This is a genomic window from Pantoea sp. X-Soil-YNGN-844, from assembly GCF_059730595.1.
On record NZ_AP036007.1, the window covers coordinates 2,428,605 to 2,450,599 of the forward strand.

The following is a 21,995-nucleotide window of genomic DNA, read 5'->3' on the forward strand; positions in this document are numbered from 1 at the left end:
ACTTTGCCCTACAGGTCGGTCTGCATAATGCGATAGTTGACTGGCCATGAGCGGCGGGTGCTGAGTTTGTCGAACAGGGTCACGCCGCCTTTTTTGACACCCTGACGGCTCACAATGATCCACTCCGTCACCTCTTCCTGACCGCGATTTCTCAGGCTCAGTGTACGTTGTTCAATTAGCTGGTCTTCCGCTTCAATCTTTAAATAGTCTCGTAACATAATTTCTATCTCCTGGTAACGCAGGTCACTATATGCCTTTTATTAATCTATTCAATCTAATTTATTTATCGACACTTTTATCGTCGGGAATGTGACCTGCCGCAGGTGATATGACAGATTTGTCCATTTATGCATCAAACCTTTCCCGTTAGCATGATTGTGCTGCACACACCCGAACATCGAAAATGACGTGTTCAGTATGAGAGAAACTCCGATTAGCCCGCCTCTGGCGGGCTTTTTTTGCTCTCCTGATCCCGATGTAATGCGCGATGTCAGGGCTGGTCTAGACTTAAGGCACTGGAACAAAAGGAGTGAGTTATGTTTAAGCACAATACGAATGAAGAACGTAAGAAAGAAGGTGATGTCAGCAAAAGCCTGCCAGAAGCTGCGCCAAACGCGGGCAATGCCTATGAAGAAGACGATCATCCTGCCACTGACGCGCCGAAAGATCATGGTGAAGTGCCGCGCAAAAATGATGACAGCCAGGATGATAAAAAAGATCCTTACAAAGCAGGTTGATATGCAGATGGCGCGCCCGATGGGCGCGCTGATTAGTGTTGCTTAAGGAAGCTTTCGGCAAAGGTTACGGCGGACCTTCAGGGCAGAAAAGTTTCTGTGTACTAACGTTTATCACCGTTTCGTTACCTTACTGCTTTTACCACGGCTAAACCCTTCTGACAGTCTGTTCACTGAACCCTTAGGTTCATTTGCCGTAGACTGACCATGCCATCCGGTCTCAGTTACCTGAAAACAAGGCGCACAGGCGTTGTGTTCATGAATCGGTGACGCTAAGTGTTGTACTATTGGTTCAGGGTGGCTGAATCACAGATTCGTATCCGTGTGTCGAAAGGCGAGATCAGACTGGAAAATAATAATGAAAGTGGATGCCATGAAAAGATTACTCATCGCACTGAGCGTTTACCTGCTGGGTGGATGCGTGGATATGGGACGGGTTGGATTGCACCCGGAAACGAAGACCGCCTGGTTCGAGGGTCATCCTCATCAGGTTGAGTCCTGTCTTACTGAAATGGCACAGAATCAGCGGGCTTATCTGGAGCAGGATGATCCGCTGCCAGATGGCACGAAGCGATATAACCTCGAAAAGGATAATGAAACCGTCGCCTGGATTGAAATTGCGAAGTTCAGCCATCATCAGACCAGCGCAACGTTTTACTACGATCCAAAAGCGCCGGATATCAGCGCTCTGGTTTCAGCGATGATTACAAACTGCAAAACCATCCGTTAGCGGCATCACCATGCTGTTTGCTGGTCAGGCTATTTTGCCGGTTCGCAATCATAGAGTCCCCGTATGCGGATCTGACTCTGACTGGTGCGGACGATTTGCGCCCTTAACATTCCTTTGCCCTCTAAATTCGTTAGCTCCATGTCTACCATCCCCGGCGCTTTGCTGTTTTTAACCAGCAGTTTTATCGTGGCGTTGTCGTAATCGCCCTTCTCTTTTGAAAACGTGACTTTCTGGGTCTTCGCGCGTTCCCCGTTGACTGAGAACCAGCCACTCTTATCAGTTTGAAGGTTAAACGGCCCGCACTGTGTGGCGGCAAAAGCTGGGGCTGTCAGAAAAATCAACATAGTTATCCAGACTGAATTTCTTATCATCACATTGGCGTCCTGCTGTTAGCTGATGGGGGTGAAAAGTCACGTGTTGCGTACATAAATAGGGTTTTAGATCAGATACAGTTTAGCTGACATGGTCTATTTGAGACATAAGAGATAACATGAGTTAGCTAAGCTGACTTATTAGTGTTAAACCCTTTTATTTCAATAGAATACTGAAACTCACTTTAGCTTAATAATATAATATAGAACAGATTTTTTATTTTCCGATTATGGCACAAGAGCTATTAATTACTTATAAGGACTTACAAATACCATTCAACAATTTAACTTTAACTTTTAATATTAAAGTTACCTCTGAAATTTCAGCACGTTCTTTCCAGTAATGCGTTAAAATTAAAAAACCCTAATTCTAAATAGGCTGGACCGATGAATTTTATCATTCCGATATCCTTCAGTCTAAAATTAAAATCTCATTATGTAACCAGAAAAATTTTTCAGAAAAACGAAGATGAGTGAATGAGATAATCTACCCTAAACAATAAAGCTGGGGGATTTATATAGGCTAATGCTGATATAGATGAAGTGCTGCCATCCGTCCCAGATATTATTTCCAGCAACCTTTATTATTGGCTGATAAAACCGCCCTAGGGCGGCATTTCAATTTACTGAAAATAAAGGCCTGACAGTCTGTTATTTATCTCGTTCACTCCATCGCTTTTTCTGGCTGATAACAGTTCGTTAGCTTTTGGTTGTTGCGTCATCTTCACCCAATGCGAGTTTGCGAAACTGATCATTGCCTGCAAATGAAGAAGTACATTTTCAATCCCCATAACACCATCCAGGTCTGCATGAACCCGTATAAATCTGCTTCCGATAATCGTAGGGCTAAACAGGGAAAAGATAGGCGGCTTATAGAGCGAGATATAACCACTGAAAAGGTTTTCCCAGCGCACATCCACTTCTTTATCCAGCTCAAAATAAAAAACGCCTGATTTATCATTGATTAAAGATAAATTTTGCGCAATTCCCTTTATTTTTGGCACCGAAAAAATCATGCAACCTCCTGCACACTATCATTTACTCCATCAACAGAGCTTCCAGAATAGTCTCAATTGCTTGCAATTTTCCAGTTTTTTTTCATTTTGCCTAACATAACAGGCAAGTATTTCATGTTAAACATGAGGGATGACCGTTTTGGTGTCAGTGGGATGATCGTTGCAGTAACGAGAATGTTGGTGATTGTTGTACAGCCTTGCTATCCCTGACACGCCAGTGAGTTTTAATCCGTACATAGCCGTAAATGCGGTTCGCATTTCCTCAGGTATTGTTTATTGTGAGCAGCCTATATTTAGAAGGATCACATCACACCCGTTAAGAAAGCGATGGTCAAGTCCTTCTGAATTTTTATCATGACACACTACCTACTGTTAAATCAGGCAGTTTATAACAAGGTTCACGGTAGCAAAGGATACATTTATTCCTTCGCAATGAAGTCACTAAGTTGTTACTTTGCCAGTCTGCACATGAACATATTCATTATACAGCACAAAACCTGACACATTTCGCGAGCCCGGCATATCACTCAGGATCGCTAATGATTCGTCAGGTTTTTAGCTTCTGATGTCGACAAAATCCAGCACATTAACTTTCATGTTAATAGCAAAAATCAGTAAGGCATATAGCCTGGCAGGTCCAAAATTAGTTATCTTAGACAATTATGTTAATCAGATACCTAAACCTGCATATTCATAATTTCACTGTACGCCGACACCAGCTTGTTCCTGACCTGAATCCCCATCTGCATAGAGATGGATGATTTCTGCAGATCGACCATCACATCATTCAGCGCAATGCCGGGTTTCCCCATTTCAAAATCCTGCGCCTGGGTGCGTGCGGTGGTCTGCGTTTCGCTGATCTTATCCAGCGCCGCTTTCATGGTCGCGCCGAAATCGATCTGATTAGTGGCTTCACTGCTGCGGTTACTGGCCTGCAGTGAGGTCGCCTGCAGCTGCTGCAGTACGCCGTCAATTGCCTGAATGGACATGAACGATACCTTATTAAAGAGGATGACATTTTTGATGTGAGGAAAAGTTAGCACGTTGTCAATGAGACAAAGCCGCTAAATGACAGCAAAAAACCTACCTTATCCAGCCATCGAATTTTGCTTATCACCTAATAATGCCTGGCATTGAAGTGGAAATTTTATCTACGCAGGTCAGGGAGTCTGTTTTGCCATCTCAACTTACCCGGTCAATTACGTCAGGCAGGAATCGGTCATGAATGCGAGCACAGCCGCCACAACAGAACAAGAAAAGAAAGGCTTCGGTGACCTGCTCGCTCGCCTGCGCGCAAATCCGCGTATTCCTTTAATCGTCGCGGCGGCAGCCGTGGTGGCGATCGTGATCGCGATGGTGCTGTGGGCAAAGCAGCCCAGCTATAGCGTCCTTTATAACAACCTCACTGATGAAGATGGCGGCGCCATCGTCACCCAGCTGACGCAGATGAACATCCCCTACCGCTTCGCCGAAAATGGCGGCGCACTGATGGTGCCGGAAGCGAATGTGCATGAGCTGCGTCTGCGTCTGGCTCAGCAGGGTCTGCCAAAAGGCGGCTCGGTGGGCTTTGAGCTTCTGGATAAAGAGAAGTTCGGTATCAGCCAGTTCAGCGAGCAGGTTAACTACCAGCGCGCGCTGGAAGGCGAACTGGCCCGCACCATCGAATCACTGGGTCCGGTCAAAAGCGCCCGCGTTCATCTGGCGATGCCAAAACCAACCTTATTTGTGCGTGAGCAGAAAGCGCCATCCGCCTCTGTCACCTTAACCCTGCAGCCTGGCCGTGCGCTGGATGAAGGCCAGATTCAGGCCATCGCCCACATGGTTTCAAGCAGCGTCGCCGGTTTACCGCCGGGCAACGTCACCGTGGTCGATCAGACCGGTCGCCTGCTGACCCGTTCTGATAACGCCGGTCGCGATCTGAATGACGCGCAGCTGAAGTACTCCTCTGAAGTTGAAGCACGCTACCAGCAACGTATCGAAGCGATCCTGAATCCGATTCTTGGCCAGGGCAATGTGCATGCGCAGGTTACCGCGCAGATTAACTTCGACACCAGCGAGCAGACCGACGAGAAATATCAGCCTAACGCTAACCCGTCGAACACGGCGATCCGTTCGCGTCAGACCAGCACCAGCGACCAGTCGGGCAGCCCTTATCCGGGTGGCGTGCCAGGCGCGCTCTCTAACCAGCCTGCGCCAGCCAACACCGCGCCGGTCACGACGCCAAACAACAATGCGGCCAATGGTCAGAATGCTAATGGTCAGAACAACGCGGCGAACAATGCCAGCCAGACCACCAGCACAGCAGCAGCGAGCTCAGCACCGACTAACTCGCGTCGTGACGACACGGTGAACTACGAGCTGGATCGCTCCATTCGTCATACCAAAGTTAACGTCGGCGACGTACAGCGTCTGTCGGTTGCGGTCGTCGTGAACTTCCGTGCAGATGATAAAGGCAAAGCGGTTGCGCTGAACGAACAGCAGCTGAAGCAGATTGAAGATTTGACCCGCGAAGCGATGGGTTACTCCCAGACGCGTGGCGACAGCGTCAACGTGGTGAACTCGCAGTTCAACACCACTGAAGCAGTGACCGCCGATCTGCCCTTCTGGCAACAGCAGTCCTTCTTTGATCAGCTGATGAACGCCGGTAAGTGGCTGTTGATTGCCCTGGTAGCCTTTATCCTCTACCGCAAACTGGTTCGTCCGCACCTGGTTCGTAAGCAGGCCGCCGAGAAAGCCGCTGCAGAAGCCGTTGCTGCCCGCGCCGCTGCACAACAGCCAGAAGAAGAAGCCTTTAATGTGCAGCTCAGCAAAGATGAGCTGGATCAGGAACGTAAGTCTAACAACCGCATGAGCGCAGAAGTGATGAGTCAACGCATCCGCGACATGTCAGAAAACGATCCGCGCGTTGTTGCGCTGGTGATTCGCGAATGGATGAGTAAAGAGCTATGAGTCTGACCGGAACCGAAAAAAGCGCCATCCTGATGATGACCATCGGCGAAGAGCGCGCCGCGGAAGTTTTCAAACACCTGAACCAGCGTGAAGTACAGCACCTCAGCGCGGCGATGGCCAACATGCGTCAGGTGTCACACAAGCAGCTGACTGAGATATTACGTGAGTTCGAAACCGATGCTGAGCAGTTTGCTGCATTGAGCCTGAACTCCAACGAATACCTGCGTTCGGTGCTGACCCGGGCGCTGGGCGAAGAGCGTGCCTCCAGCCTGCTGGAGGACATTCTCGAAACGCGCGAAACCACCAGCGGGATGGAAACGCTCAACTTTATGGAGCCGCAGGCGGCCGCCGACCTTATCCGCGACGAGCATCCACAGATCATCGCCACCATCCTGGTCCACCTCAAGCGTGGTCAGGCCGCCGATATTGTGGCGCTGTTCGACGAACGTCTGCGTCACGATGTGATGCTGCGTATCGCCACCTTTGGTGGTGTGCAGCCAGCCGCGCTGGCCGAACTGACCGAAGTGCTGAATGGCCTGCTGGATGGCACCAACCTCAAGCGCGCGAAGATGGGCGGCGTGAGAACCGCAGCCGAGATCATCAACCTGATGAAAACGCAGCAGGAAGAGGCCGTTATCGAAGCGGTACGCGACTTCGATGGCGAACTGGCGCAGAAAATTATCGACGAGATGTTCCTGTTCGAAAACCTGGTGGAAGTGGACGACCGCAGCATCCAGCGCCTGTTGCAGGAAGTGGAGTCCGAACAGTTGCTGGTTGCACTGAAAGGTTCCGAACAGCCTCTGCGCGAGAAGTTCCTCAAGAACATGTCAGCCCGTGCGGCCGATATCCTGCGCGACGATCTGGCCAACCGCGGTCCGGTGCGTATGTCCGCCGTGGAAAACGAACAGAAAGCGATCCTGCTGGTGGTCCGTCGCCTGGCAGAATCGGGCGAGATGGTGATTGGTGGTGGCGAGGAAACCTATGTCTGATGCATTTTCTGCCCGTCCCTGGCAGCTGTGGCAGCCCACTGATTTAGGCCGTTTTGACGAGCCTGAACCGGAGCTGCAGCCAGAAATTTTCGAAGCTGAAGACGGCGTAGATGAGCAGCAACAGCAGCTCGAACGTCTGCAGCAGCAGATGCGCAAAGAGGCACAGGGCCAGGGTTACAACGAAGGCTATCAGCAGGGTATGACCGAAGGTCAGAAAGCGGGCTACGACGCTGGTTTTCAGCAGGGACTGGCCGATGCCCAGCAGCAGCAGGCGCCGCTTCAGGCGCGGATGCAGCAGCTGGTGACGGAGTTCCAGAACACGCTGGAGTCACTGGACAGCGTGATTGCTGCACGTCTGATGCAGCTGGCGCTGGAAGCGGCTCGCTCGGTGATTGGTCAGGCCACCACGGTGGATGGCACCGCCCTGCTCCGCCAGATTCAGGGTCTGCTGCAGCAGGAACCGATGTTCAGCGGCAAACCGCAGCTGCGTGTTCACCCGGACGACTTACAGCGTATTGAACAGACTTTAGGTCCGACGCTGGATCTGCACGGCTGGCGGCTGATCGCAGACAGCACCCTGCATCCTGGCGGCTGCAAACTCAGCGCTGAAGATGGCGATCTGGATGCCAGCGTCGCAACGCGCTGGCAGGAACTCTGCCGCCTTGCCGCGCCGGGAGAAATCTGATGACTACCCGTCTGAACCGCTGGCTGGGCTCGCTCGACGCCTTTGAAAAACGCATCACCCAGGTGCAGCCGGTGCGCCGCTATGGCCGCCTGACCCGCGCGACCGGCCTGGTGCTGGAAGCGACCGGTTTACAGCTGCCGCTGGGTGCGACCTGCATCATCGAACGCAACGATGGTAAAACCATCAGCGAAATCGAAAGTGAAGTGGTGGGATTCAACGGTCAGAAACTGCTGATGATGCCACTGGAAGAAGTGGACGGCATTTTACCGGGTGCGCGGGTCTATGCGCGTCAGAACGGCGACAACCCGCAGGCGGGCAAACAGCTGATGCTGGGGCCGGAACTGCTGGGCCGCGTGCTCGACGGTAGCGGCCGACCGCTGGACGGCCTGCCGTCGCCGGATACCGGCTATCGCGCACCGCTGATCACCCCACCGTTTAACCCGCTGCAACGTACGCCGATTACCGACGTGCTGGATACCGGCGTGCGTGCCATTAATGCCCTGCTGACGGTCGGTCGCGGGCAGCGTATGGGTCTGTTTGCCGGTTCAGGCGTGGGGAAAAGCGTGCTGCTCGGCATGATGGCGCGCTACACCAAAGCGGACGTTATCGTGGTCGGTCTGATTGGCGAACGTGGCCGCGAAGTTAAAGATTTTATTGAAAACATTCTGGGTGCTGAAGGCCGCGCCCGTTCGGTGGTCATTGCTGCCCCGGCGGATGTGTCGCCGCTGCTGCGTATGCAGGGTGCCGCTTACGCCACCCGTATCGCTGAAGATTTTCGCGATCGCGGCAAGCATGTGCTGCTGATTATGGATTCACTGACCCGCTACGCCATGGCGCAGCGTGAGATCGCGCTGGCGATTGGTGAGCCACCGGCGACCAAAGGCTACCCGCCTTCCGTGTTCGCCAAACTGCCTGCGCTTGTTGAGCGTGCCGGTAACGGCATCGACGGCGGCGGTTCGATCACCGCCTTCTATACCGTTCTGACTGAAGGCGACGATCAGCAGGATCCGATCGCGGACTCCGCGCGCGCCATCCTTGACGGCCACATCGTGCTGTCGCGCCGGCTTGGCGAAGCGGGTCACTATCCGGCTATTGATATCGAGGCCTCGATCAGCCGTGCGATGACCTCGCTGATCGATGAGAACCACTATGCGCAGGTGCGCCAGTTTAAGCAGTTGCTCTCCAGCTTCCAGCGTAACCGCGATCTGGTCAGCGTCGGGGCCTACGCCGCCGGCAGCGATCCGATGCTCGATAAAGCCATCAGGCTCTATCCGCAGATGGAAGCCTTCCTGCAACAGGGCATCTTTGAGCGCAGCGATTATGACGACGCCAGCCTGCATCTGCATGCGCTGTTTGGCTCGTCACAGTAATTAACGCGAGGTAACGGCAATGAAAACTGCAAATGCCATTGATACGCTGCGCGACTTAGCGGAGCAGGATCTCGAACGTGCCGCCATCTATTTAGGCGATATGCGCCGCGGCCAGCACGCCGCCAACGAGCAGCTGACGATGCTGCTTGATTATCAGGACGAGTATCGCAACAAACTTAACGATGACATGTCGTCCGGCATCGCCAGCACCCGCTGGACGAATTATCACCAGTTTATTCAGACGCTGGAAAAAGCGATTGAGCAGCATCGCAACCAGCTTAATAACTGGAATCAGCGACTGGAGCAGGCGCTGATCAACTGGCGCGACAAACAGCAGCGGCTGAACGCCTATCAGACCCTGATAACGCGGGCAGCGGAAAATGCATTACGACAGGAAAACCGTCTCGATCAGAAACGGATGGATGAATTTGCCCAACGGGCCGCATCGAGGAGAGGCGAATGATTACGCTGCCACACATTGGCATAAAAGCGGCGGCTAAAACCGACGCGGAACCATCAGGCGCGACGGACCTTGCAGCAGGGGCTGATGCCCTGCCAAAGGACTTTCTGACCACGCTGGGAAATCAGCTGGCAGGCCTGGCTAAACAGCAGGGAAAAGCGGCGCAATCCGCTGATGTAAAAGCAGAAACTGTCGACGACGCCCGACCAAAGGCGCCGCTGAATGCGCTGATGGCGGCGCTGGATAATCCTGCTGAACTGACCGCCCTGTTTAAACCGGAAAATACTAAAGCTGGGTCAAAATCAGCCGATGATAAAGACAAGCCGGAGGCTACACCCTTAAGCGCCAGTGACATGCAGAATGTGCAGGCCCTGTTTGCCATGTTACCGGGTGCGGTGACGCCAGCAGCGACGCCTTCTACGCCAGTCAGCAGTGAAGCAGGTGAGCTGATTGCCCAGACCGACACCGGCCGGAAAAGTCAGACTTCGCTGACGCAACTGTTGAACAGCGCACAGCAGAGCCCTGCGCCGGGTAAAGATGAGAAGCACGACGCTAAAATTGCCACACAGAACTCACCTGCCGTGAACAGCACTGCCAGTCAGAGTCAGCCCGCCGCGCAAAGTGCGACCAGCAGCGGCCTGACGCTCGACAGCAGTTTCCAGCAGGCGCTGAGCACTATGGTGAAGCAGGAGGATCAGAGTGCGATTAAAGCCAGCACCAGCGACAACGCGATCAGCGCTACACCGTTCGCCAGCGCCAGCAGCCTGCCCGCGCCTGTGACCGCCTCCGCGACCAGCAGCACCCCGTCCACCCCGATGCTGAATTCACAGCTGGGCAGCGACGAGTGGCAGCAGGCGCTGAGTCAGCAGATTGTGATGTTCAGCCGCAACGGCCAGCAGAACGCGGAGTTGCGTTTACATCCGGAAGACCTTGGCGCTATCCAGATCAGCCTGAAACTGGATAACGACCAGGCAAAAATTAGTCTGGTTTCCAGCCATAGCCACGTCAGATCGGCACTGGAAGCCGCGATACCGCAGCTGCGCAGCGCGCTGGCAGAAAGCGGTATCAACCTGGGCGAGAGTCAGGTGAGCAGTGACAGTTCCGCGCAGGGCCAGCAATTCCAGCAACAACAGGAGGCGCGCCGCGACGGACAGCATGGCCGCTTCTCCCTCACCCAGGACAGTGACACCGACATTACGCCGATCGCCGTTCCCGCTGCCCTTCAGGCTCGCGTTAGCGGCAACAGCGCCGTCGACACTTTCGCCTGACAGCGGCAAACGCTGAAGGTAAGCGTAAAACCCGCGTCTTTTCTACCCATTGGTTTGACTTAAGACGCGGATAATCTGTCCCGTGAGCCGAGAGGCTTGCCCATAATTCACAGGAAGTAACTGCACCATGTCTGATAACGCGAAAGCAAAAGGCAGCAAACGTAAAATCTTAATACCAGTGTTGATCATTCTGACGCTGGCCGCTTGCAGCGTGGCAGGCTATGCAGTCTGGCGAATGATGAATAAACACGAGGGCGATAAGCCTGAGGTGGCGAAAGTTGAACCGCCTCCCGCTCCGGTCTTTTTTGCACTTGATACATTTACGGTTAACCTGGTCAATCCCGACAACGATCCTGACCGCGTGCTTTACGTAGGCTTTACCCTGCGTCTGGCCGATGAGGAGTCCCGGAGTCGGATGAATGACTATCTGCCTGAGGTGCGCAGCCGTCTGCTGCTGCTGCTCTCGCGTCAGAGTGCTGCGGCGCTGGCGACAGAGCAAGGAAAACAGGCGCTTGTTGAACAAATCAAACAGGCGCTGACACCTCCGCTGGTAAAAGGTCAACCTCCGCAGGCCGTAAACGACGTGCTGTTTACTGCCTTCATTTTGAGGTGAATCAATGGGCGATAGCATTCTCTCCCAGGCTGAAATTGACGCCCTTTTAAACGGCGATAGTGGCAGCGCGGAAGAAGAAAAGAAACAAAACGGGCCGGAGGGCGATATTCGTCCTTACGACCCGAATACCCAGCGCCGCGTGGTGCGCGAGCGTTTGCAGGCGCTGGAGATTATTAACGAGCGTTTTGCCCGTAGTTTCCGTATGACGCTGTTTAACCTGCTGCGACGTAGCCCGGACATCAGCGTCGGGGCGATCAAGATTCAGCCGTACCACGAGTTTGCCCGCAATTTGCCGGTGCCAACCAACCTGAATCTGATCCACCTGAAACCGCTGCGCGGCACGGCGCTGGTGGTGTTCTCACCCAGCCTGGTGTTTATCGCCGTCGACAACCTGTTTGGTGGTGACGGACGTTTTCCGACGAAAGTCGAAGGCCGTGAGTTTACCCATACCGAGCAGCGCGTTATCCGCCGCATGCTGAAGCTGGCGCTGGATGGTTACAGCGACGCATGGAAGGCCATTTATCCACTGGACGTCGAGTATGTACGTTCAGAGATGCAGGTGAAGTTCACCAACATCACCACTTCACCGAACGACATCGTGGTTAACACGCCGTTCCAGGTGGAGATTGGTAACCTGGTGGGTGAGTTTAATATCTGCATCCCGTTTTCAATGATTGAACCGCTGCGCGAGCTGCTGGTGAACCCACCGCTCGAAAACTCCCGTCAGGAAGATAACCACTGGCGCGATAACCTGGTTAAACAGGTGCAGCACTCTGAGCTGGAACTGATTGCTCACTTTGCCGAAACCTCACTGCGTCTGTCACGGATTCTGCAGCTGAAACCCGGTGATGTGCTGCCGATTGAGAAGCCGGAACGCATTATCGCCCATGTCGATAGCGTCCCGGTCTTAACCAGCCAATATGGCACGATGAATGGGCAATATGCGCTCCGTGTCGAACACCTGATTAACCCGATTCTGAATTCGCTTAACGAGGAACAGCCCCATGACTGACAGTAATAAACCGTCTGACGATATCTCTGCGGACGATCTGTGGGCTGAAGCGATGAACGAGCAGGTCGGCAGCAGCAGTGCGCCGCAAACCGATGACGTCTTTAAGTCATTCGACAGCGGCAACGTTGCGGGCTCGCTGCAGGATATCGATCTGATTATGGATATCCCGGTGAAACTCACCGTCGAACTGGGCCGCACCAAGATGACCATCAAAGAGCTGCTGCGCCTGGCGCAGGGCTCGGTGGTAGCACTGGACGGCCTGGCAGGTGAGCCGCTGGATATCCTCATCAACGGTTACCTGATTGCACAGGGTGAAGTAGTGGTTGTGAACGACAAATATGGCGTTCGTATCACTGACATCATCACCCCGTCTGAACGTATGCGTCGTCTGAGTCGCTAAGAGTCACATTATGAATAGCCAGAATCAAACGCTGCAACCGGCTGCACCCCATGCACAGGCGATTTCGACCGGTTCTATGCTGGCCCAGGTCAGCAGCGTGTTAGCAGTGATTATTTTATTGATTCTGGCCTGCGCCTGGCTGGCACGCCGTGCCGGCTTTGCGCCGAAAAAGGTGAGTGGTCAGGAGCTGAAGCTCACGGCCAGCGTCTCAGTGGGCCAGCGTGAGCGAGTGGTGATTATCGATACTGCTGACGCGCGTCTGGTGCTGGGCGTCACTGCACAGCAGATTACTCATCTGCATACGCTGCCGCCGGGTGAGCCGGTCGCTGTGACGCCGGCTGACCGTGCGCCACAGGATTTTCGTCAGCTGTTACAGAATCTGGTTAAACGTCCCGGAAAACCACAATGATGCGTCGACTGCTTCCTTTACTGCCACTGCTGCTGCTGGCACCGGTTGCCCATGCCCAGCTGCCGGGCCTGGTGAGTCACTCGCTGCCTAACGGCGGTCAGAGCTGGTCACTGCCGGTTCAGACACTGGTCTTTATCACTGCGCTGACCTTTATTCCGGCCGTGCTGCTGATGATGACCAGCTTCACCCGTATCATCATTGTGTTTGGCCTGCTGCGAAATGCCCTGGGCACGCCTTCGGCACCGCCTAACCAGGTGCTGCTCGGTCTGTCGCTGTTTCTGACTTTCTTTATTATGGCGCCGACCTTCGACAAAATTTATCAGGATGCCTATCTGCCGTTCAGCCAGGACAAGATCAGCATGGATGTGGCGATTGATAAAGGTGCCCAGCCGCTGCGCGAGTTTATGCTGCGTCAGACCCGTGAAGCGGATTTAGCCCTGTTTGCCCGTCTGGCGAATATCGCGCCGATTGCCGGTCCTGAAGCGGTGCCCATGCGTATTCTGCTGCCCGCCTATGTGACCAGCGAGCTGAAGACCGCGTTCCAGATTGGCTTTACCGTGTTTATCCCGTTCCTGATCATCGACCTGGTGGTCGCCAGCGTGCTGATGGCGCTGGGGATGATGATGGTTCCGCCAGCGTCCATTGCGCTGCCGTTTAAACTGATGCTGTTTGTTCTGGTCGATGGCTGGCAACTGCTGGTCGGTTCACTGGCGCAAAGCTTCTACTCCTGATCCCCCTTTTCTTACCGGAGCACGACATGACACCCGAATCAGTAATGGTAATGGGACAGGAAGCGATGCGCGTCGCCCTGATGCTGGCCGCCCCGCTGCTGCTGGCCGCCCTGGTCAGCGGTCTGCTGATTAGCCTGATCCAGGCGGCGACCCAGGTCAACGAACAGACCTTATCCTTTATTCCTAAGATCCTGGCGGTTGCCACCACCGGTATTATTGCCGGCCCGTGGATGCTGAATCTGCTGCTGGACTATATCCGCACCGTCTTCACCAACCTGCCATATATCATCGGCTGATGATTACTCTCGACAGCAGCCAGCTGGTTCAGTGGGTCAGCCAGTTCTTCTGGCCACTGGTGCGCATCATGGCGCTGTTCGCCACCGCACCCATCCTCAGTGAACGATCCGTCAGCAAACGTGTCAAAATCGGTCTGGCGGTGATGATCACCTGGCTGCTGATGCCGCTGTTACCTGCTGTGAATGTGACCCTGTTTTCCCCTGCCGGATTCTGGCTGCTGATCCAGCAGATGCTGATTGGCATCGCACTGGGCTTTACCATGCAGTTTGCGTTTGCGGCTGTGCGCCTTGCCGGAGAAGTCATTGGTTTGCAGATGGGCATTTCGTTCGCCACCTTTTTTGACCCTGGCAGCCGTCTTAACATGCCGGTGCTGGCCCGTTTTCTCGACATGCTGGCCATGCTGCTGTTCCTGACCTTTAACGGACATCTTTGGCTGATCTCACTGCTGGCGGACAGTTTTCATACGCTGCCGATTGGCGGTCACCCGCTAAATGCCAACGCCTTTATGGCGCTGGTGAAATCCGGCGGATTAATTTTCCTTAATGGCATGATGTTAGCGCTGCCCTTAATCGTTTTGTTACTCATGGTAAATCTGGTACTGGGTTTGTTAAACCGTGTTTCACCACAGTTATCAATCTTCGCAATTGGCTTCCCGATTACCTTATCAGTCGGAATTTTAACCATCAGCCTGCTGATGCCCCTGCTGGCCCCGTTCTGTGAGCATTTGTTCAGTGAAATATTTGATTTACTCGCCCTGTTTCTGACAGAACTATCCCGCCCCTGAACATTAAGTTTCTAACTACCTTCGCTCAGTGACACTTAAGTATCGCAAAACCATCCGTGCATTTTCCGAACCATGTTTTCCAGAATGCAACTAAGGAAATTCTGATAAATGTGCTAAGAGTCTGAAAATAATTCTTATTAAACCGGGCTTCGCGTATTTTAGTTGGGTGGTTCACAGAAGCGGTCAGACTGTGAATGTGCAGACAAAACCGGCAATGCACTGAATTTACAGGGAAAAAAACTTTAAGTGATTTTTCTTGTTAAAAAATGTTTTTTCCGGCATTGTCATCGCACGCTGAGACATCACACTTTCGTAAAACAAATGTTTTTGAGAATTGTCCTATCAGAAAACTTCCTGTTTTCAGGGATAGTGACACAGGTCTCAAAAAATGAGCTTTACTGAATCTCCGGCACTTCACTGGCATTCCCCGCCATTGCCGGAGAATGTGTGACGTCATGGCAGCACAAATTTTTTGCAGAACGGGTCAGGGATGAAGACTTTTACGGGCGTTTGCCTGTTGCCACACTGCACGAGCAGAATAAAAAAGTACCTAAGAAATCTCTCTCGTACCGCAACGCGTATTCATCGTTGATTTAAACGGATAACAAATTGGTGAGGGTCGCTATTATGCCAACTATTATTATGGATTCCTGCAACTACACACGCCTGGGATTATCAGACTACATGTCTTCAAAAGGAGTTAAGAAGAAAAATATCTCTTCTGTCTCCGATATTGAGCAACTACAGCAAAAATGTGAGCAATTAAATCCTGGTGTCGTCTTTATTAATGAAGATTGTTTCATTCATGAGTCAGATTCCAGTGAACGTATCCGCAGTATTATTACGCAGCATCCTGATACGCTGTTCTTTATATTCATGGCGATTAGTAATATCCATTTTGAGGAATATCTCTACGTTCGTAAGAACCTGATTATTACATCAAAATCGATGAAGACATCGACCCTGGATTCCTTACTCAGCACCTATTTGCAGAAGAAGCTTAACCAGTCTGCGCGCATCTCTTCGGGCATGGATGTTCACCCGCTGACGCTGAGCCAGACTGAGTCAAACATGCTGAAGATGTGGATGTCAGGTCATGACACCATTCAGATCTCAGATAAAATGCAAATTAAGGCCAAAACGGTATCGTCACATAAAGGTAATATTAAACGCAAAATCAAAACCCATAATAAACAGGTTATTTATCATGTGGTGCGTTTAACCGATAATGTGACCTCGGGTATTTACGTTAATATTCGCTGATCGTCAGCCCTGAAGAACCGGCCTTAATGGCCGGTTTTTTTTTTGCGCTGAATTGGGAGCCAGGTCTCACTCTTGCCGCTAAGCCTTTACGCTCTTTTGCCGATGTTAAGCCTTATAACAACAGCCTCAAGAGAGCAAGGATATGAACACTGCATTAGATAATGATGGACAGAAAAGCGCTGGCATCTGGCAGAATCTCCGCCTGGTACCGCTGTTTAGCCTGATCTTCGGCGGCATTTTGCTGCTGTTCGCACTCTGTATTGGTGTCGCCAGTTACTTTCTTATTTCAGGCAACCACTCCCTCGATGATGCTACGGACGAAATCCAGGTTCGTATGGGCCTTGCTAACAGCTCCAACCACCTGCGTACGGCACGCCTGACCATTATCCAGGCCGGTGCCGCCGCGCGTATTGGTGACATGGACGAATTTCGCGCCAACGTGGCGGCGGCTGAAAAACGTATTCAGCAGGCTAAAGATGGTTTTGCAGTTTATGAAGCGCGCAAAGTGAAGTCTCCGGCTGACACTGAACTGGATGCTACGCTACAGGCACGCTTCAATAATTACATTAATAAAGGCCTGATACCGATGATTAATGCCGGTAAACAGGGTAGCTTTGAGGGCATCATCGCGCAGGAAACAGACGTTACCCGTAAGCTGGATGACGACTATAACGCGGTATTACTGAAGGCGATAAAAATCCGTACTGACCGCGCCAATGCCATTACCGCAGAAGCCGATCATCAGTCGCGCATCGGTTTTATCTCGATGGCCGTGGCGTTTAGTGCCGCACTGGTGCTGGTACTGATGACCTTTGTCTTCCTGCGCCGTGTAGTGATTAACCCGCTGCGTCAGTCTGTGCTGCGCATTGAACGCATTGCACAGGGTGATCTGACCTCTGCTCCCCTGCCCTTTGGCCGCAGTGAGATTGGTACATTGATCCACAATCTGCAACTGATGCAGCAGGCGCTGGTGACCACCGTCGGGACAGTTCGTGAAGGTGCGGTCGCGATTTACCAGGGCTCCAGCGAAATCTCCGCCGGTAATACCGATCTCTCTTCACGCACCGAGCAGCAGGCGGCAGCACTGGAGCAGACCGCAGCGAGCATGGAACAGCTCACCGCCACGGTAAAACAGAATGCCGAAAATGCCCATCACGCCAGCCAGCTGGCCGCGGATGCTTCTGGCAAGGCGCGCAGCGGGGGTGATCTTGTCGATAGCGTGGTGAAAACCATGACCAACATTTCCGGCAGCTCGAAGAAAATCGCTGAGATCACCAACGTCATTAACAGCATCGCGTTCCAGACCAACATCCTGGCGCTGAACGCAGCGGTTGAAGCCGCGCGTGCCGGAGAACAGGGTCGCGGCTTTGCGGTGGTAGCAAGCGAAGTGCGCAATCTGGCCCAGCGCAGTGCGCAGGCGGCCAAAGAGATTGAATCCCTGATTGCTGAGTCCGTCACACTGATTAATGACGGGTCGCATCAGGTTGGCGCAGCGGGCAGTACTATGGGTGAGATTGTCGAGGCGGTACGTCGCGTCACCGATATCATGTCGGAGATCGCAGCGGCATCGGACGAACAGAGCCGGGGTATTCAGCAGGTTAGCCAGGCGGTCACTGAGATGGACAACGTCACTCAGCAGAACGCCTCACTGGTGGAAGAAGCCTCAGCGGCAGCGGCCTCGCTGGAAGATCAGGCGGGCAAACTGACACAGGCAGTGGCGGCATTCCGTCTGCAGGATTCGCCTGCCACGAAAAGTGTGGCCGCGCGCGTCACTTCACCAGCCAGCACACCGGCTCTGACACCGCGTCCGGTGCTGGCCACCGGTAGTGATAACTGGGAAACCTTCTGATGCTATGCTGGTAAGCATCAGCGGCTGTCGTCAACGGCAGCGGCGCTGAACGCAAAAAGCCCCGTTACGCTATGCGTAACGGGGCTTTTTTATGCACGTCAGGCTCAGGCGTCGTGGTAAGGCTCGACGAAAATGCCATCCGGTTGCTGCGTTTCATTAAAAAACCAGATGCCCAGTGGATAATCTTCCAGCGCGACCAGAAACATGGTGCCTTCGTTGAACGGCTCCATTGCCAGAATGGTGCCAACGCGACGCGGGCCGCCATCGGTTTTGACGCTGACGCGGTCATTTACCTTCATTTCGGTTCTCCTGATTATTTACTGCGTACAGTCTAAACGAAGAACCGGCGCGATGCAGCGCGTTAGCGACGGGCAATGACCCAGACGGCATGAACGATACCAGGGATATAACCACAGATCGTCAGCAGAATATTCAGCCAGAAAGCACCACCAAAACCGACCTGCATGAATACGCCCAGCGGTGGCAGCAGAATTGCGATAATAATTCTTAAGATGTCCATAACCATTCCTTTAGGTATTGAAAAAAATCAGCTTTATCAGTAACTATAGCTGAATCTGCTCTGTTAAGGGGCAAAGTCAGGTAAAACTGAGTAAGGACCATTTTTGCAATTTCTTAACATTTCACCGCAAGACTTCTTACGCGCCTGGCCTTTACACTCCCTCTACTGCACCACCCCATAGGTGCAGCCACAACCTAAAGTAACAAGGATTTTGCCCGCGCAGCGCGGGCTTTTTTTTTGCCTGCGATCTGCCCGATCCCCTCTTTCTTCCCCGCGTTCTATACTGATTATTCTGTTTGCTCTCAGGAGTCAGAAAATGACAGACGAAAAGCAGCACACCGATATGCCGGCGTCCGATCTGAAGGTGGATGTTGAAGGTTTACTGGCGGCGATTCAGGCGAAAACGTCAGGAGAGATACGGGAATATATGGAGCAGGGCCAGATGCCACGGCTTGAAGTTGAAGGCCAGATTTTTCACTCGTATACCGAACTGGCAGAAGCGTTTGAAATCGACATCTGTGACTATCGCGCTTATGAAGCTAACCGCTGAAATCGATTTCAAAAAAATACCCGGCGGGAAGGCCGGGTAAAAATTCAATTCGTTACACCAGGGAATTCTTAACACCTCTGCAGATTACGCGAACGCGTCACCAAAACAAGTATCAGATATGCACGTTTCTGCAACGAACCGGGTCGTTATGCGGCAATAGTTACCGAAAAAACCGCGCCAGCCAGTGACTTAGCGCCTGCACACTTCCTGCATCCCTCGCTTCTCTCCATTTGTTTTTTAAGATTTATCCTAGATTTTTAGTCAGCGTGGCAGGAAAAAAAGTGTGAGCCATATTCAACTATAATATTGAAAAATCGCTGCTTTAGCCGCGAACGTGATGAAAGGAGTCTGTTAATGCCCGATCTTCAACAGCCGTTAATGATTATTACCGATCTCGATGGTTCGCTACTCGACCACCATACCTATCGCTGGGATGCGGCCACTGAGTGGCTTACCACCCTGAAACAGCACGAGGTTCCGCTGGTGATCTGTTCCAGTAAGACGGCCGCCGAAATCATTCCGCTGCAAAAAAAGCTCGGGATCAGTGGTTCACCCTTTATTGCCGAAAACGGGGCCGTGGTCCAGACGCAGGATCAGCAGCGTATCCGTCTGCCTGATAATATGCTGACCTATGACGCACTCTGCCAGCGGCTGGCCGTATTGAAAAAAACCTACCGTTTTACCGGCTTTCATGATTTCTCCGATCCGGAAGTGGCCTCAATGACCGGACTGAGTGAGGCAGATGCCGCGCTGTCACGCCAGCGCGACGCGTCTGAAGTGATTGTCTGGCGCGACAGTGACGAGGCTTTCGATAGCTTTCAGACGGCACTGTGTGCTGAAGGGCTGGCACTGACGCAGGGCGGCCGTTTCTGGCATGTGATGCCAGCAGGCTGCGGCAAAGGCGAAGCGCTGCGCTGGCTGCTGGACCATTCTCCCGGTGAAGCGGCCATTACAATTGGCCTCGGTGACGGGCCGAATGATGCGCCGATGCTGGATGCAGTTGATTATGCCGTAGTGATTAAGGGCTACAGTAAAACACCGGTAACACTCAGCCGGACCGATCAGCAGCAGGTCTATCACACCGCTCACCATGGCCCCGAAGGCTGGCGTGAAGGACTGGACTATTTTTTGACTCAACCTCAATAAGCTGCCCACGGGCATTAAAAGGATGATGCGATGAGTGACTTTTATCAGAATGGCGTAATCACCAACTTCCACAACCTTACCCACCGCAGCGTGGAGTCGCTGGAAAAAGAGATGGTACGCTTTGCCCGCAAACGCAAAATGGGGCTGATCCTGCCATCGCTGTTTTCCGAACTTGAAGGCCCGGCGCTGACGAAAATCGTCGATGAGCTGGCGAAAGTGCCCTATCTGGATGAGATCGTGATTGGTCTGGATCGGGCCGACCGCGACCAGTTCCTGTTTGCCCGCGAGTTCTTCTCCCGCCTGCCGCAACGGCATCGCATTCTGTGGAACGACGGCCCGCGTCTGAAAGCGATTGATGCGGAACTGGATAAAGAGGGTCTGTCGCCTACCAATCCCGGTAAAGGGCGCAACGTGTGGTTCTGCACCGGTTATACGCTGGCTTCCGACCGCACCAGCTGCGTGGCGCTGCATGACTGCGATATCGTCACTTATGAGCGCGGCATGCTGGCCCGCCTGCTCTATCCGCTGGCCAACCCGGCGTTTCAGTATGAGTTCTGTAAGGGCTTCTATGCGCGTGTCGCGGATGGCAAGCTTAACGGCCGCGTCGGACGTCTGCTGGTCGGGCCGCTGCTGCGCTCATTGCAGAAAGTCTATGGTCATTCGGAATATCTGGATTATCTGACAAGCTTCCGCTATCCGCTCTCCGGCGAGTTCGCCATGCGTACGCATGTGCTGAACGGCATCAAAATTCCCGGTGACTGGGGTCTGGAAATTGGCGTGCTATCGGAGATTTACCGTAACTACACTACCCGCCAGTCGTGCCAGGTTGAGATCGCCGATAACTACGATCACAAGCATCAGCCGCTGGCCGAAGATGATGGCACCGGCGGCCTGAAGCGTATGAGCAGCGATATCGTCCAGTCCCTGCTGCGTAAGCTCGCGACCATGGGTGTACCGCTGACCAGCGATTCATTCCGGGTGCTGAAGGCAACCTATTACCGTAATGCGCTGGATATGATGGAGACCTATAACCACGAGGCGGCAATGAACGGACTGAAGTTTGATCAGCACGTCGAAGAGGCCGCGGTGGAGATGTTTACTCAGTCGATTCTGGAAGCGGGACAGGCGTTTATTGAACGTCCTAACGATAAGCCGTTTATACCCAGCTGGAGCCGGGTTCAGTCGGCGTTCCCGGATGTATTGCAGCGCATCTATCAGGCGGTTGAAGAGGATAATGACGGTAACGTCTGAAACAGGGCGGCACAGGGAGTGTGCCGGGCCTCAGGCAGTCAGAAACCGGGCCTGTCGGGTCATCTGACCCTCAGGCCTGAGGCTCTCAGCTTGCCAGTTGTTGCGCAGGATTCAGCGCGCAAAGTTCATCACTGCGAAAAGCCTCGCTGCGCACGGCATAGCCGTCATACCAGCGGCATTCCACCATGCCACTGGCGTAGCCGGTCACCACCATCGTGTGTCCTTCTTCCTTGTGCTGCACTTCTTCACTGATTGCGAAAACCATGGGGCGCTCCTTTCATGCGTGTTATTAACCTGAGTGACTATTTTCTTTATAGCAGGCAAAGCCGACCCTTGCCTGTTAAGGCACGCAAAAAACGGGCAAATTCAGAATTAAGCAGCTGGATATGCGGAAAATAAAAAAAGCGGATAAAACTTATCCGCTTTGATGAAGTGTTGACGCTGACGTCAGATTTTACAGCCTTCGCAATCGGCTTCGTCACCGAGATCATCCGGCACTTCGCTGGCTTTTTTCTCTGCTTTCGCTTCAGCCTGCTCAAGCTGTGCGTCGATATCAAATTCAAACATGTCGTCGTTCATCGTCATTCTCCTGACCGTA

The 21,995-nt window shown here is 52.9% G+C and carries 28 protein-coding genes; 20 read left to right on the forward strand and 8 right to left on the reverse strand.

Going from position 1 to position 21,995, the window contains the following annotated elements; genetic code table 11:
* Positions 1 to 8: 8 nt before the first annotated feature.
* Entirely contained in the window at positions 9 to 218 is a 210-nt protein-coding gene (locus AC6I8C_RS11405; RefSeq protein WP_497822523.1) for a hypothetical protein, read from the reverse strand.
* A gap of 318 nt (positions 219 to 536) precedes the next feature.
* On the opposite strand from AC6I8C_RS11405, the gene AC6I8C_RS11410 reads away from it, so the two are divergent.
* Positions 537 to 737, forward strand: a complete 201-nt coding sequence (locus AC6I8C_RS11410; protein ID WP_095707010.1) for a hypothetical protein — start codon at positions 537 to 539, stop codon at positions 735 to 737.
* 370 nt (positions 738 to 1,107) lie between these two features.
* A complete protein-coding gene (locus AC6I8C_RS11415; RefSeq protein WP_497822524.1) occupies positions 1,108 to 1,464 on the forward strand; it encodes a hypothetical protein in 357 nt (118 codons plus the stop codon).
* A gap of 29 nt (positions 1,465 to 1,493) precedes the next feature.
* Here the strand turns inward: AC6I8C_RS11415 and AC6I8C_RS11420 are convergent, their stop codons facing one another.
* From AC6I8C_RS11420 to fliE, 3 genes are all read right to left on the reverse strand, one after another.
* Positions 1,494 to 1,808 carry a hypothetical protein gene (locus tag AC6I8C_RS11420; RefSeq protein WP_497822525.1) on the reverse strand — a complete coding sequence of 105 codons (315 nt, stop codon included), beginning with the start codon at positions 1,806 to 1,808 and terminating at the stop codon, positions 1,494 to 1,496.
* A gap of 650 nt (positions 1,809 to 2,458) precedes the next feature.
* The gene (locus tag AC6I8C_RS11425; protein ID WP_497822526.1) at positions 2,459 to 2,851 is read right to left on the reverse strand and encodes a hypothetical protein; all 393 of its coding nucleotides are present in this window, start codon (positions 2,849 to 2,851) and stop codon (positions 2,459 to 2,461) included.
* A gap of 677 nt (positions 2,852 to 3,528) precedes the next feature.
* Positions 3,529 to 3,840, reverse strand: a complete 312-nt coding sequence (fliE, locus tag AC6I8C_RS11430) for a flagellar hook-basal body complex protein FliE (protein ID WP_013358280.1) — start codon at positions 3,838 to 3,840, stop codon at positions 3,529 to 3,531.
* A gap of 232 nt (positions 3,841 to 4,072) precedes the next feature.
* Between fliE and fliF the strand changes: the two genes are divergently transcribed.
* From fliF to AC6I8C_RS11505, 15 genes are all read left to right on the forward strand, one after another.
* Positions 4,073 to 5,800: a flagellar basal-body MS-ring/collar protein FliF gene (gene fliF, locus AC6I8C_RS11435; protein WP_033783387.1), complete on the forward strand. Its 1,728-nt coding sequence runs from the start codon at positions 4,073 to 4,075 to the stop codon at positions 5,798 to 5,800.
* A complete protein-coding gene (fliG, locus tag AC6I8C_RS11440; protein ID WP_013358282.1) occupies positions 5,797 to 6,789 on the forward strand; it encodes a flagellar motor switch protein FliG in 993 nt (330 codons plus the stop codon). Before fliF ends, fliG begins: the two co-directional genes overlap by 4 nt.
* Positions 6,782 to 7,474 (forward strand): flagellar assembly protein FliH, encoded by a 693-nt coding sequence (fliH, locus tag AC6I8C_RS11445; RefSeq protein WP_107319850.1) that lies wholly within the window; start codon positions 6,782 to 6,784, stop codon positions 7,472 to 7,474. Before fliG ends, fliH begins: the two co-directional genes overlap by 8 nt.
* The gene (fliI, locus tag AC6I8C_RS11450; RefSeq protein WP_013358284.1) at positions 7,474 to 8,844 is read left to right on the forward strand and encodes a flagellar protein export ATPase FliI; all 1,371 of its coding nucleotides are present in this window, start codon (positions 7,474 to 7,476) and stop codon (positions 8,842 to 8,844) included. The genes fliH and fliI overlap by 1 nt, the downstream gene beginning before the upstream one ends.
* Before the next feature lie 19 nt (positions 8,845 to 8,863).
* The gene (gene fliJ / locus AC6I8C_RS11455; protein WP_003854478.1) at positions 8,864 to 9,307 is read left to right on the forward strand and encodes a flagellar export protein FliJ; all 444 of its coding nucleotides are present in this window, start codon (positions 8,864 to 8,866) and stop codon (positions 9,305 to 9,307) included.
* Entirely contained in the window at positions 9,304 to 10,572 is a 1,269-nt protein-coding gene (locus tag AC6I8C_RS11460) for a flagellar hook-length control protein FliK (RefSeq protein ID WP_497822527.1), read from the forward strand. Before fliJ ends, AC6I8C_RS11460 begins: the two co-directional genes overlap by 4 nt.
* Positions 10,573 to 10,699: 127 nt before the next feature.
* Complete coding sequence (gene fliL, locus AC6I8C_RS11465) at positions 10,700 to 11,185, forward strand: flagellar basal body-associated protein FliL (RefSeq protein ID WP_013358286.1); 486 nt, start codon at positions 10,700 to 10,702, stop codon at positions 11,183 to 11,185.
* A 4-nt stretch (positions 11,186 to 11,189) separates the two neighbouring features.
* Entirely contained in the window at positions 11,190 to 12,197 is a 1,008-nt protein-coding gene (gene fliM / locus AC6I8C_RS11470) for a flagellar motor switch protein FliM (RefSeq protein ID WP_013358287.1), read from the forward strand.
* Positions 12,190 to 12,597: a flagellar motor switch protein FliN gene (gene fliN / locus AC6I8C_RS11475; RefSeq protein WP_033733054.1), complete on the forward strand. Its 408-nt coding sequence runs from the start codon at positions 12,190 to 12,192 to the stop codon at positions 12,595 to 12,597. Before fliM ends, fliN begins: the two co-directional genes overlap by 8 nt.
* A gap of 10 nt (positions 12,598 to 12,607) precedes the next feature.
* Positions 12,608 to 13,006, forward strand: coding sequence for a flagellar biosynthetic protein FliO (gene fliO, locus AC6I8C_RS11480; RefSeq protein ID WP_033733056.1), 399 nt, complete (start codon positions 12,608 to 12,610; stop codon positions 13,004 to 13,006).
* Positions 13,006 to 13,737 carry a flagellar type III secretion system pore protein FliP gene (fliP, locus tag AC6I8C_RS11485; protein ID WP_033733762.1) on the forward strand — a complete coding sequence of 244 codons (732 nt, stop codon included), beginning with the start codon at positions 13,006 to 13,008 and terminating at the stop codon, positions 13,735 to 13,737. Before fliO ends, fliP begins: the two co-directional genes overlap by 1 nt.
* Before the next feature lie 26 nt (positions 13,738 to 13,763).
* Positions 13,764 to 14,033 (forward strand): flagellar biosynthesis protein FliQ, encoded by a 270-nt coding sequence (fliQ, locus tag AC6I8C_RS11490; protein WP_003854466.1) that lies wholly within the window; start codon positions 13,764 to 13,766, stop codon positions 14,031 to 14,033.
* Positions 14,033 to 14,818 (forward strand): flagellar biosynthetic protein FliR, encoded by a 786-nt coding sequence (gene fliR, locus AC6I8C_RS11495; protein WP_061062740.1) that lies wholly within the window; start codon positions 14,033 to 14,035, stop codon positions 14,816 to 14,818. Before fliQ ends, fliR begins: the two co-directional genes overlap by 1 nt.
* Positions 14,819 to 15,445: 627 nt before the next feature.
* Positions 15,446 to 16,081 (forward strand): transcriptional regulator RcsA, encoded by a 636-nt coding sequence (gene rcsA / locus AC6I8C_RS11500; RefSeq protein WP_013358291.1) that lies wholly within the window; start codon positions 15,446 to 15,448, stop codon positions 16,079 to 16,081.
* Positions 16,082 to 16,223: 142 nt separating this feature from the next.
* Positions 16,224 to 17,930 (forward strand): methyl-accepting chemotaxis protein, encoded by a 1,707-nt coding sequence (locus AC6I8C_RS11505; protein WP_497822528.1) that lies wholly within the window; start codon positions 16,224 to 16,226, stop codon positions 17,928 to 17,930.
* 104 nt (positions 17,931 to 18,034) lie between these two features.
* Here AC6I8C_RS11505 and dsrB read toward each other — a convergent pair whose 3' ends face one another.
* Together dsrB and AC6I8C_RS11515 are read right to left on the reverse strand one after the other, a co-directional pair.
* Positions 18,035 to 18,229 carry a protein DsrB gene (dsrB, locus tag AC6I8C_RS11510; protein WP_013358293.1) on the reverse strand — a complete coding sequence of 65 codons (195 nt, stop codon included), beginning with the start codon at positions 18,227 to 18,229 and terminating at the stop codon, positions 18,035 to 18,037.
* Positions 18,230 to 18,291: 62 nt separating this feature from the next.
* Positions 18,292 to 18,450: a YqaE/Pmp3 family membrane protein gene (locus AC6I8C_RS11515; RefSeq protein ID WP_013358294.1), complete on the reverse strand. Its 159-nt coding sequence runs from the start codon at positions 18,448 to 18,450 to the stop codon at positions 18,292 to 18,294.
* 316 nt (positions 18,451 to 18,766) lie between these two features.
* On the opposite strand from AC6I8C_RS11515, the gene AC6I8C_RS11520 reads away from it, so the two are divergent.
* From AC6I8C_RS11520 to AC6I8C_RS11530, 3 genes are all read left to right on the forward strand, one after another.
* Positions 18,767 to 19,000 (forward strand): DUF2525 domain-containing protein, encoded by a 234-nt coding sequence (locus AC6I8C_RS11520; RefSeq protein WP_013358295.1) that lies wholly within the window; start codon positions 18,767 to 18,769, stop codon positions 18,998 to 19,000.
* Between the two features lie 354 nt (positions 19,001 to 19,354).
* Complete coding sequence (locus tag AC6I8C_RS11525; protein ID WP_497822529.1) at positions 19,355 to 20,146, forward strand: mannosyl-3-phosphoglycerate phosphatase-related protein; 792 nt, start codon at positions 19,355 to 19,357, stop codon at positions 20,144 to 20,146.
* Between the two features lie 30 nt (positions 20,147 to 20,176).
* Positions 20,177 to 21,397 (forward strand): glycosyltransferase family protein, encoded by a 1,221-nt coding sequence (locus AC6I8C_RS11530; protein ID WP_013358297.1) that lies wholly within the window; start codon positions 20,177 to 20,179, stop codon positions 21,395 to 21,397.
* 85 nt (positions 21,398 to 21,482) lie between these two features.
* Here AC6I8C_RS11530 and AC6I8C_RS11535 read toward each other — a convergent pair whose 3' ends face one another.
* Complete coding sequence (locus tag AC6I8C_RS11535; RefSeq protein ID WP_013358298.1) at positions 21,483 to 21,662, reverse strand: YodC family protein; 180 nt, start codon at positions 21,660 to 21,662, stop codon at positions 21,483 to 21,485.
* Between the two features lie 182 nt (positions 21,663 to 21,844).
* Positions 21,845 to 21,976, reverse strand: a complete 132-nt coding sequence (locus tag AC6I8C_RS11540) for a hypothetical protein (RefSeq protein WP_003854444.1) — start codon at positions 21,974 to 21,976, stop codon at positions 21,845 to 21,847.
* Positions 21,977 to 21,995 lie beyond the last annotated feature (19 nt).

Bases quoted from the DNA above. Each gene is read 5' to 3' on its own strand.
- AC6I8C_RS11405 (WP_497822523.1), bottom strand. From the start codon at position 218: ATGTTACGAGACTATTTAAAGATTGAAGCGGAAGACCAGCTAATTGAA.
- AC6I8C_RS11410 (WP_095707010.1), top strand. From the start codon at position 537: ATGTTTAAGCACAATACGAATGAAGAACGTAAGAAAGAAGGTGATGTC.
- AC6I8C_RS11415 (WP_497822524.1), top strand. From the start codon at position 1,108: ATGAAAAGATTACTCATCGCACTGAGCGTTTACCTGCTGGGTGGATGC.
- AC6I8C_RS11420 (WP_497822525.1), bottom strand. From the start codon at position 1,808: ATGTTGATTTTTCTGACAGCCCCAGCTTTTGCCGCCACACAGTGCGGG.
- AC6I8C_RS11425 (WP_497822526.1), bottom strand. From the start codon at position 2,851: ATGATTTTTTCGGTGCCAAAAATAAAGGGAATTGCGCAAAATTTATCT.
- fliE (WP_013358280.1), bottom strand. From the start codon at position 3,840: ATGTCCATTCAGGCAATTGACGGCGTACTGCAGCAGCTGCAGGCGACC.
- fliF (WP_033783387.1), top strand. From the start codon at position 4,073: ATGAATGCGAGCACAGCCGCCACAACAGAACAAGAAAAGAAAGGCTTC.
- fliG (WP_013358282.1), top strand. From the start codon at position 5,797: ATGAGTCTGACCGGAACCGAAAAAAGCGCCATCCTGATGATGACCATC.
- fliH (WP_107319850.1), top strand. From the start codon at position 6,782: ATGTCTGATGCATTTTCTGCCCGTCCCTGGCAGCTGTGGCAGCCCACT.
- fliI (WP_013358284.1), top strand. From the start codon at position 7,474: ATGACTACCCGTCTGAACCGCTGGCTGGGCTCGCTCGACGCCTTTGAA.
- fliJ (WP_003854478.1), top strand. From the start codon at position 8,864: ATGAAAACTGCAAATGCCATTGATACGCTGCGCGACTTAGCGGAGCAG.
- AC6I8C_RS11460 (WP_497822527.1), top strand. From the start codon at position 9,304: ATGATTACGCTGCCACACATTGGCATAAAAGCGGCGGCTAAAACCGAC.
- fliL (WP_013358286.1), top strand. From the start codon at position 10,700: ATGTCTGATAACGCGAAAGCAAAAGGCAGCAAACGTAAAATCTTAATA.
- fliM (WP_013358287.1), top strand. From the start codon at position 11,190: ATGGGCGATAGCATTCTCTCCCAGGCTGAAATTGACGCCCTTTTAAAC.
- fliN (WP_033733054.1), top strand. From the start codon at position 12,190: ATGACTGACAGTAATAAACCGTCTGACGATATCTCTGCGGACGATCTG.
- fliO (WP_033733056.1), top strand. From the start codon at position 12,608: ATGAATAGCCAGAATCAAACGCTGCAACCGGCTGCACCCCATGCACAG.
- fliP (WP_033733762.1), top strand. From the start codon at position 13,006: ATGCGTCGACTGCTTCCTTTACTGCCACTGCTGCTGCTGGCACCGGTT.
- fliQ (WP_003854466.1), top strand. From the start codon at position 13,764: ATGACACCCGAATCAGTAATGGTAATGGGACAGGAAGCGATGCGCGTC.
- fliR (WP_061062740.1), top strand. From the start codon at position 14,033: ATGATTACTCTCGACAGCAGCCAGCTGGTTCAGTGGGTCAGCCAGTTC.
- rcsA (WP_013358291.1), top strand. From the start codon at position 15,446: ATGCCAACTATTATTATGGATTCCTGCAACTACACACGCCTGGGATTA.
- AC6I8C_RS11505 (WP_497822528.1), top strand. From the start codon at position 16,224: ATGAACACTGCATTAGATAATGATGGACAGAAAAGCGCTGGCATCTGG.
- dsrB (WP_013358293.1), bottom strand. From the start codon at position 18,229: ATGAAGGTAAATGACCGCGTCAGCGTCAAAACCGATGGCGGCCCGCGT.
- AC6I8C_RS11515 (WP_013358294.1), bottom strand. From the start codon at position 18,450: ATGGACATCTTAAGAATTATTATCGCAATTCTGCTGCCACCGCTGGGC.
- AC6I8C_RS11520 (WP_013358295.1), top strand. From the start codon at position 18,767: ATGACAGACGAAAAGCAGCACACCGATATGCCGGCGTCCGATCTGAAG.
- AC6I8C_RS11525 (WP_497822529.1), top strand. From the start codon at position 19,355: ATGCCCGATCTTCAACAGCCGTTAATGATTATTACCGATCTCGATGGT.
- AC6I8C_RS11530 (WP_013358297.1), top strand. From the start codon at position 20,177: ATGAGTGACTTTTATCAGAATGGCGTAATCACCAACTTCCACAACCTT.
- AC6I8C_RS11535 (WP_013358298.1), bottom strand. From the start codon at position 21,662: ATGGTTTTCGCAATCAGTGAAGAAGTGCAGCACAAGGAAGAAGGACAC.
- AC6I8C_RS11540 (WP_003854444.1), bottom strand. From the start codon at position 21,976: ATGAACGACGACATGTTTGAATTTGATATCGACGCACAGCTTGAGCAG.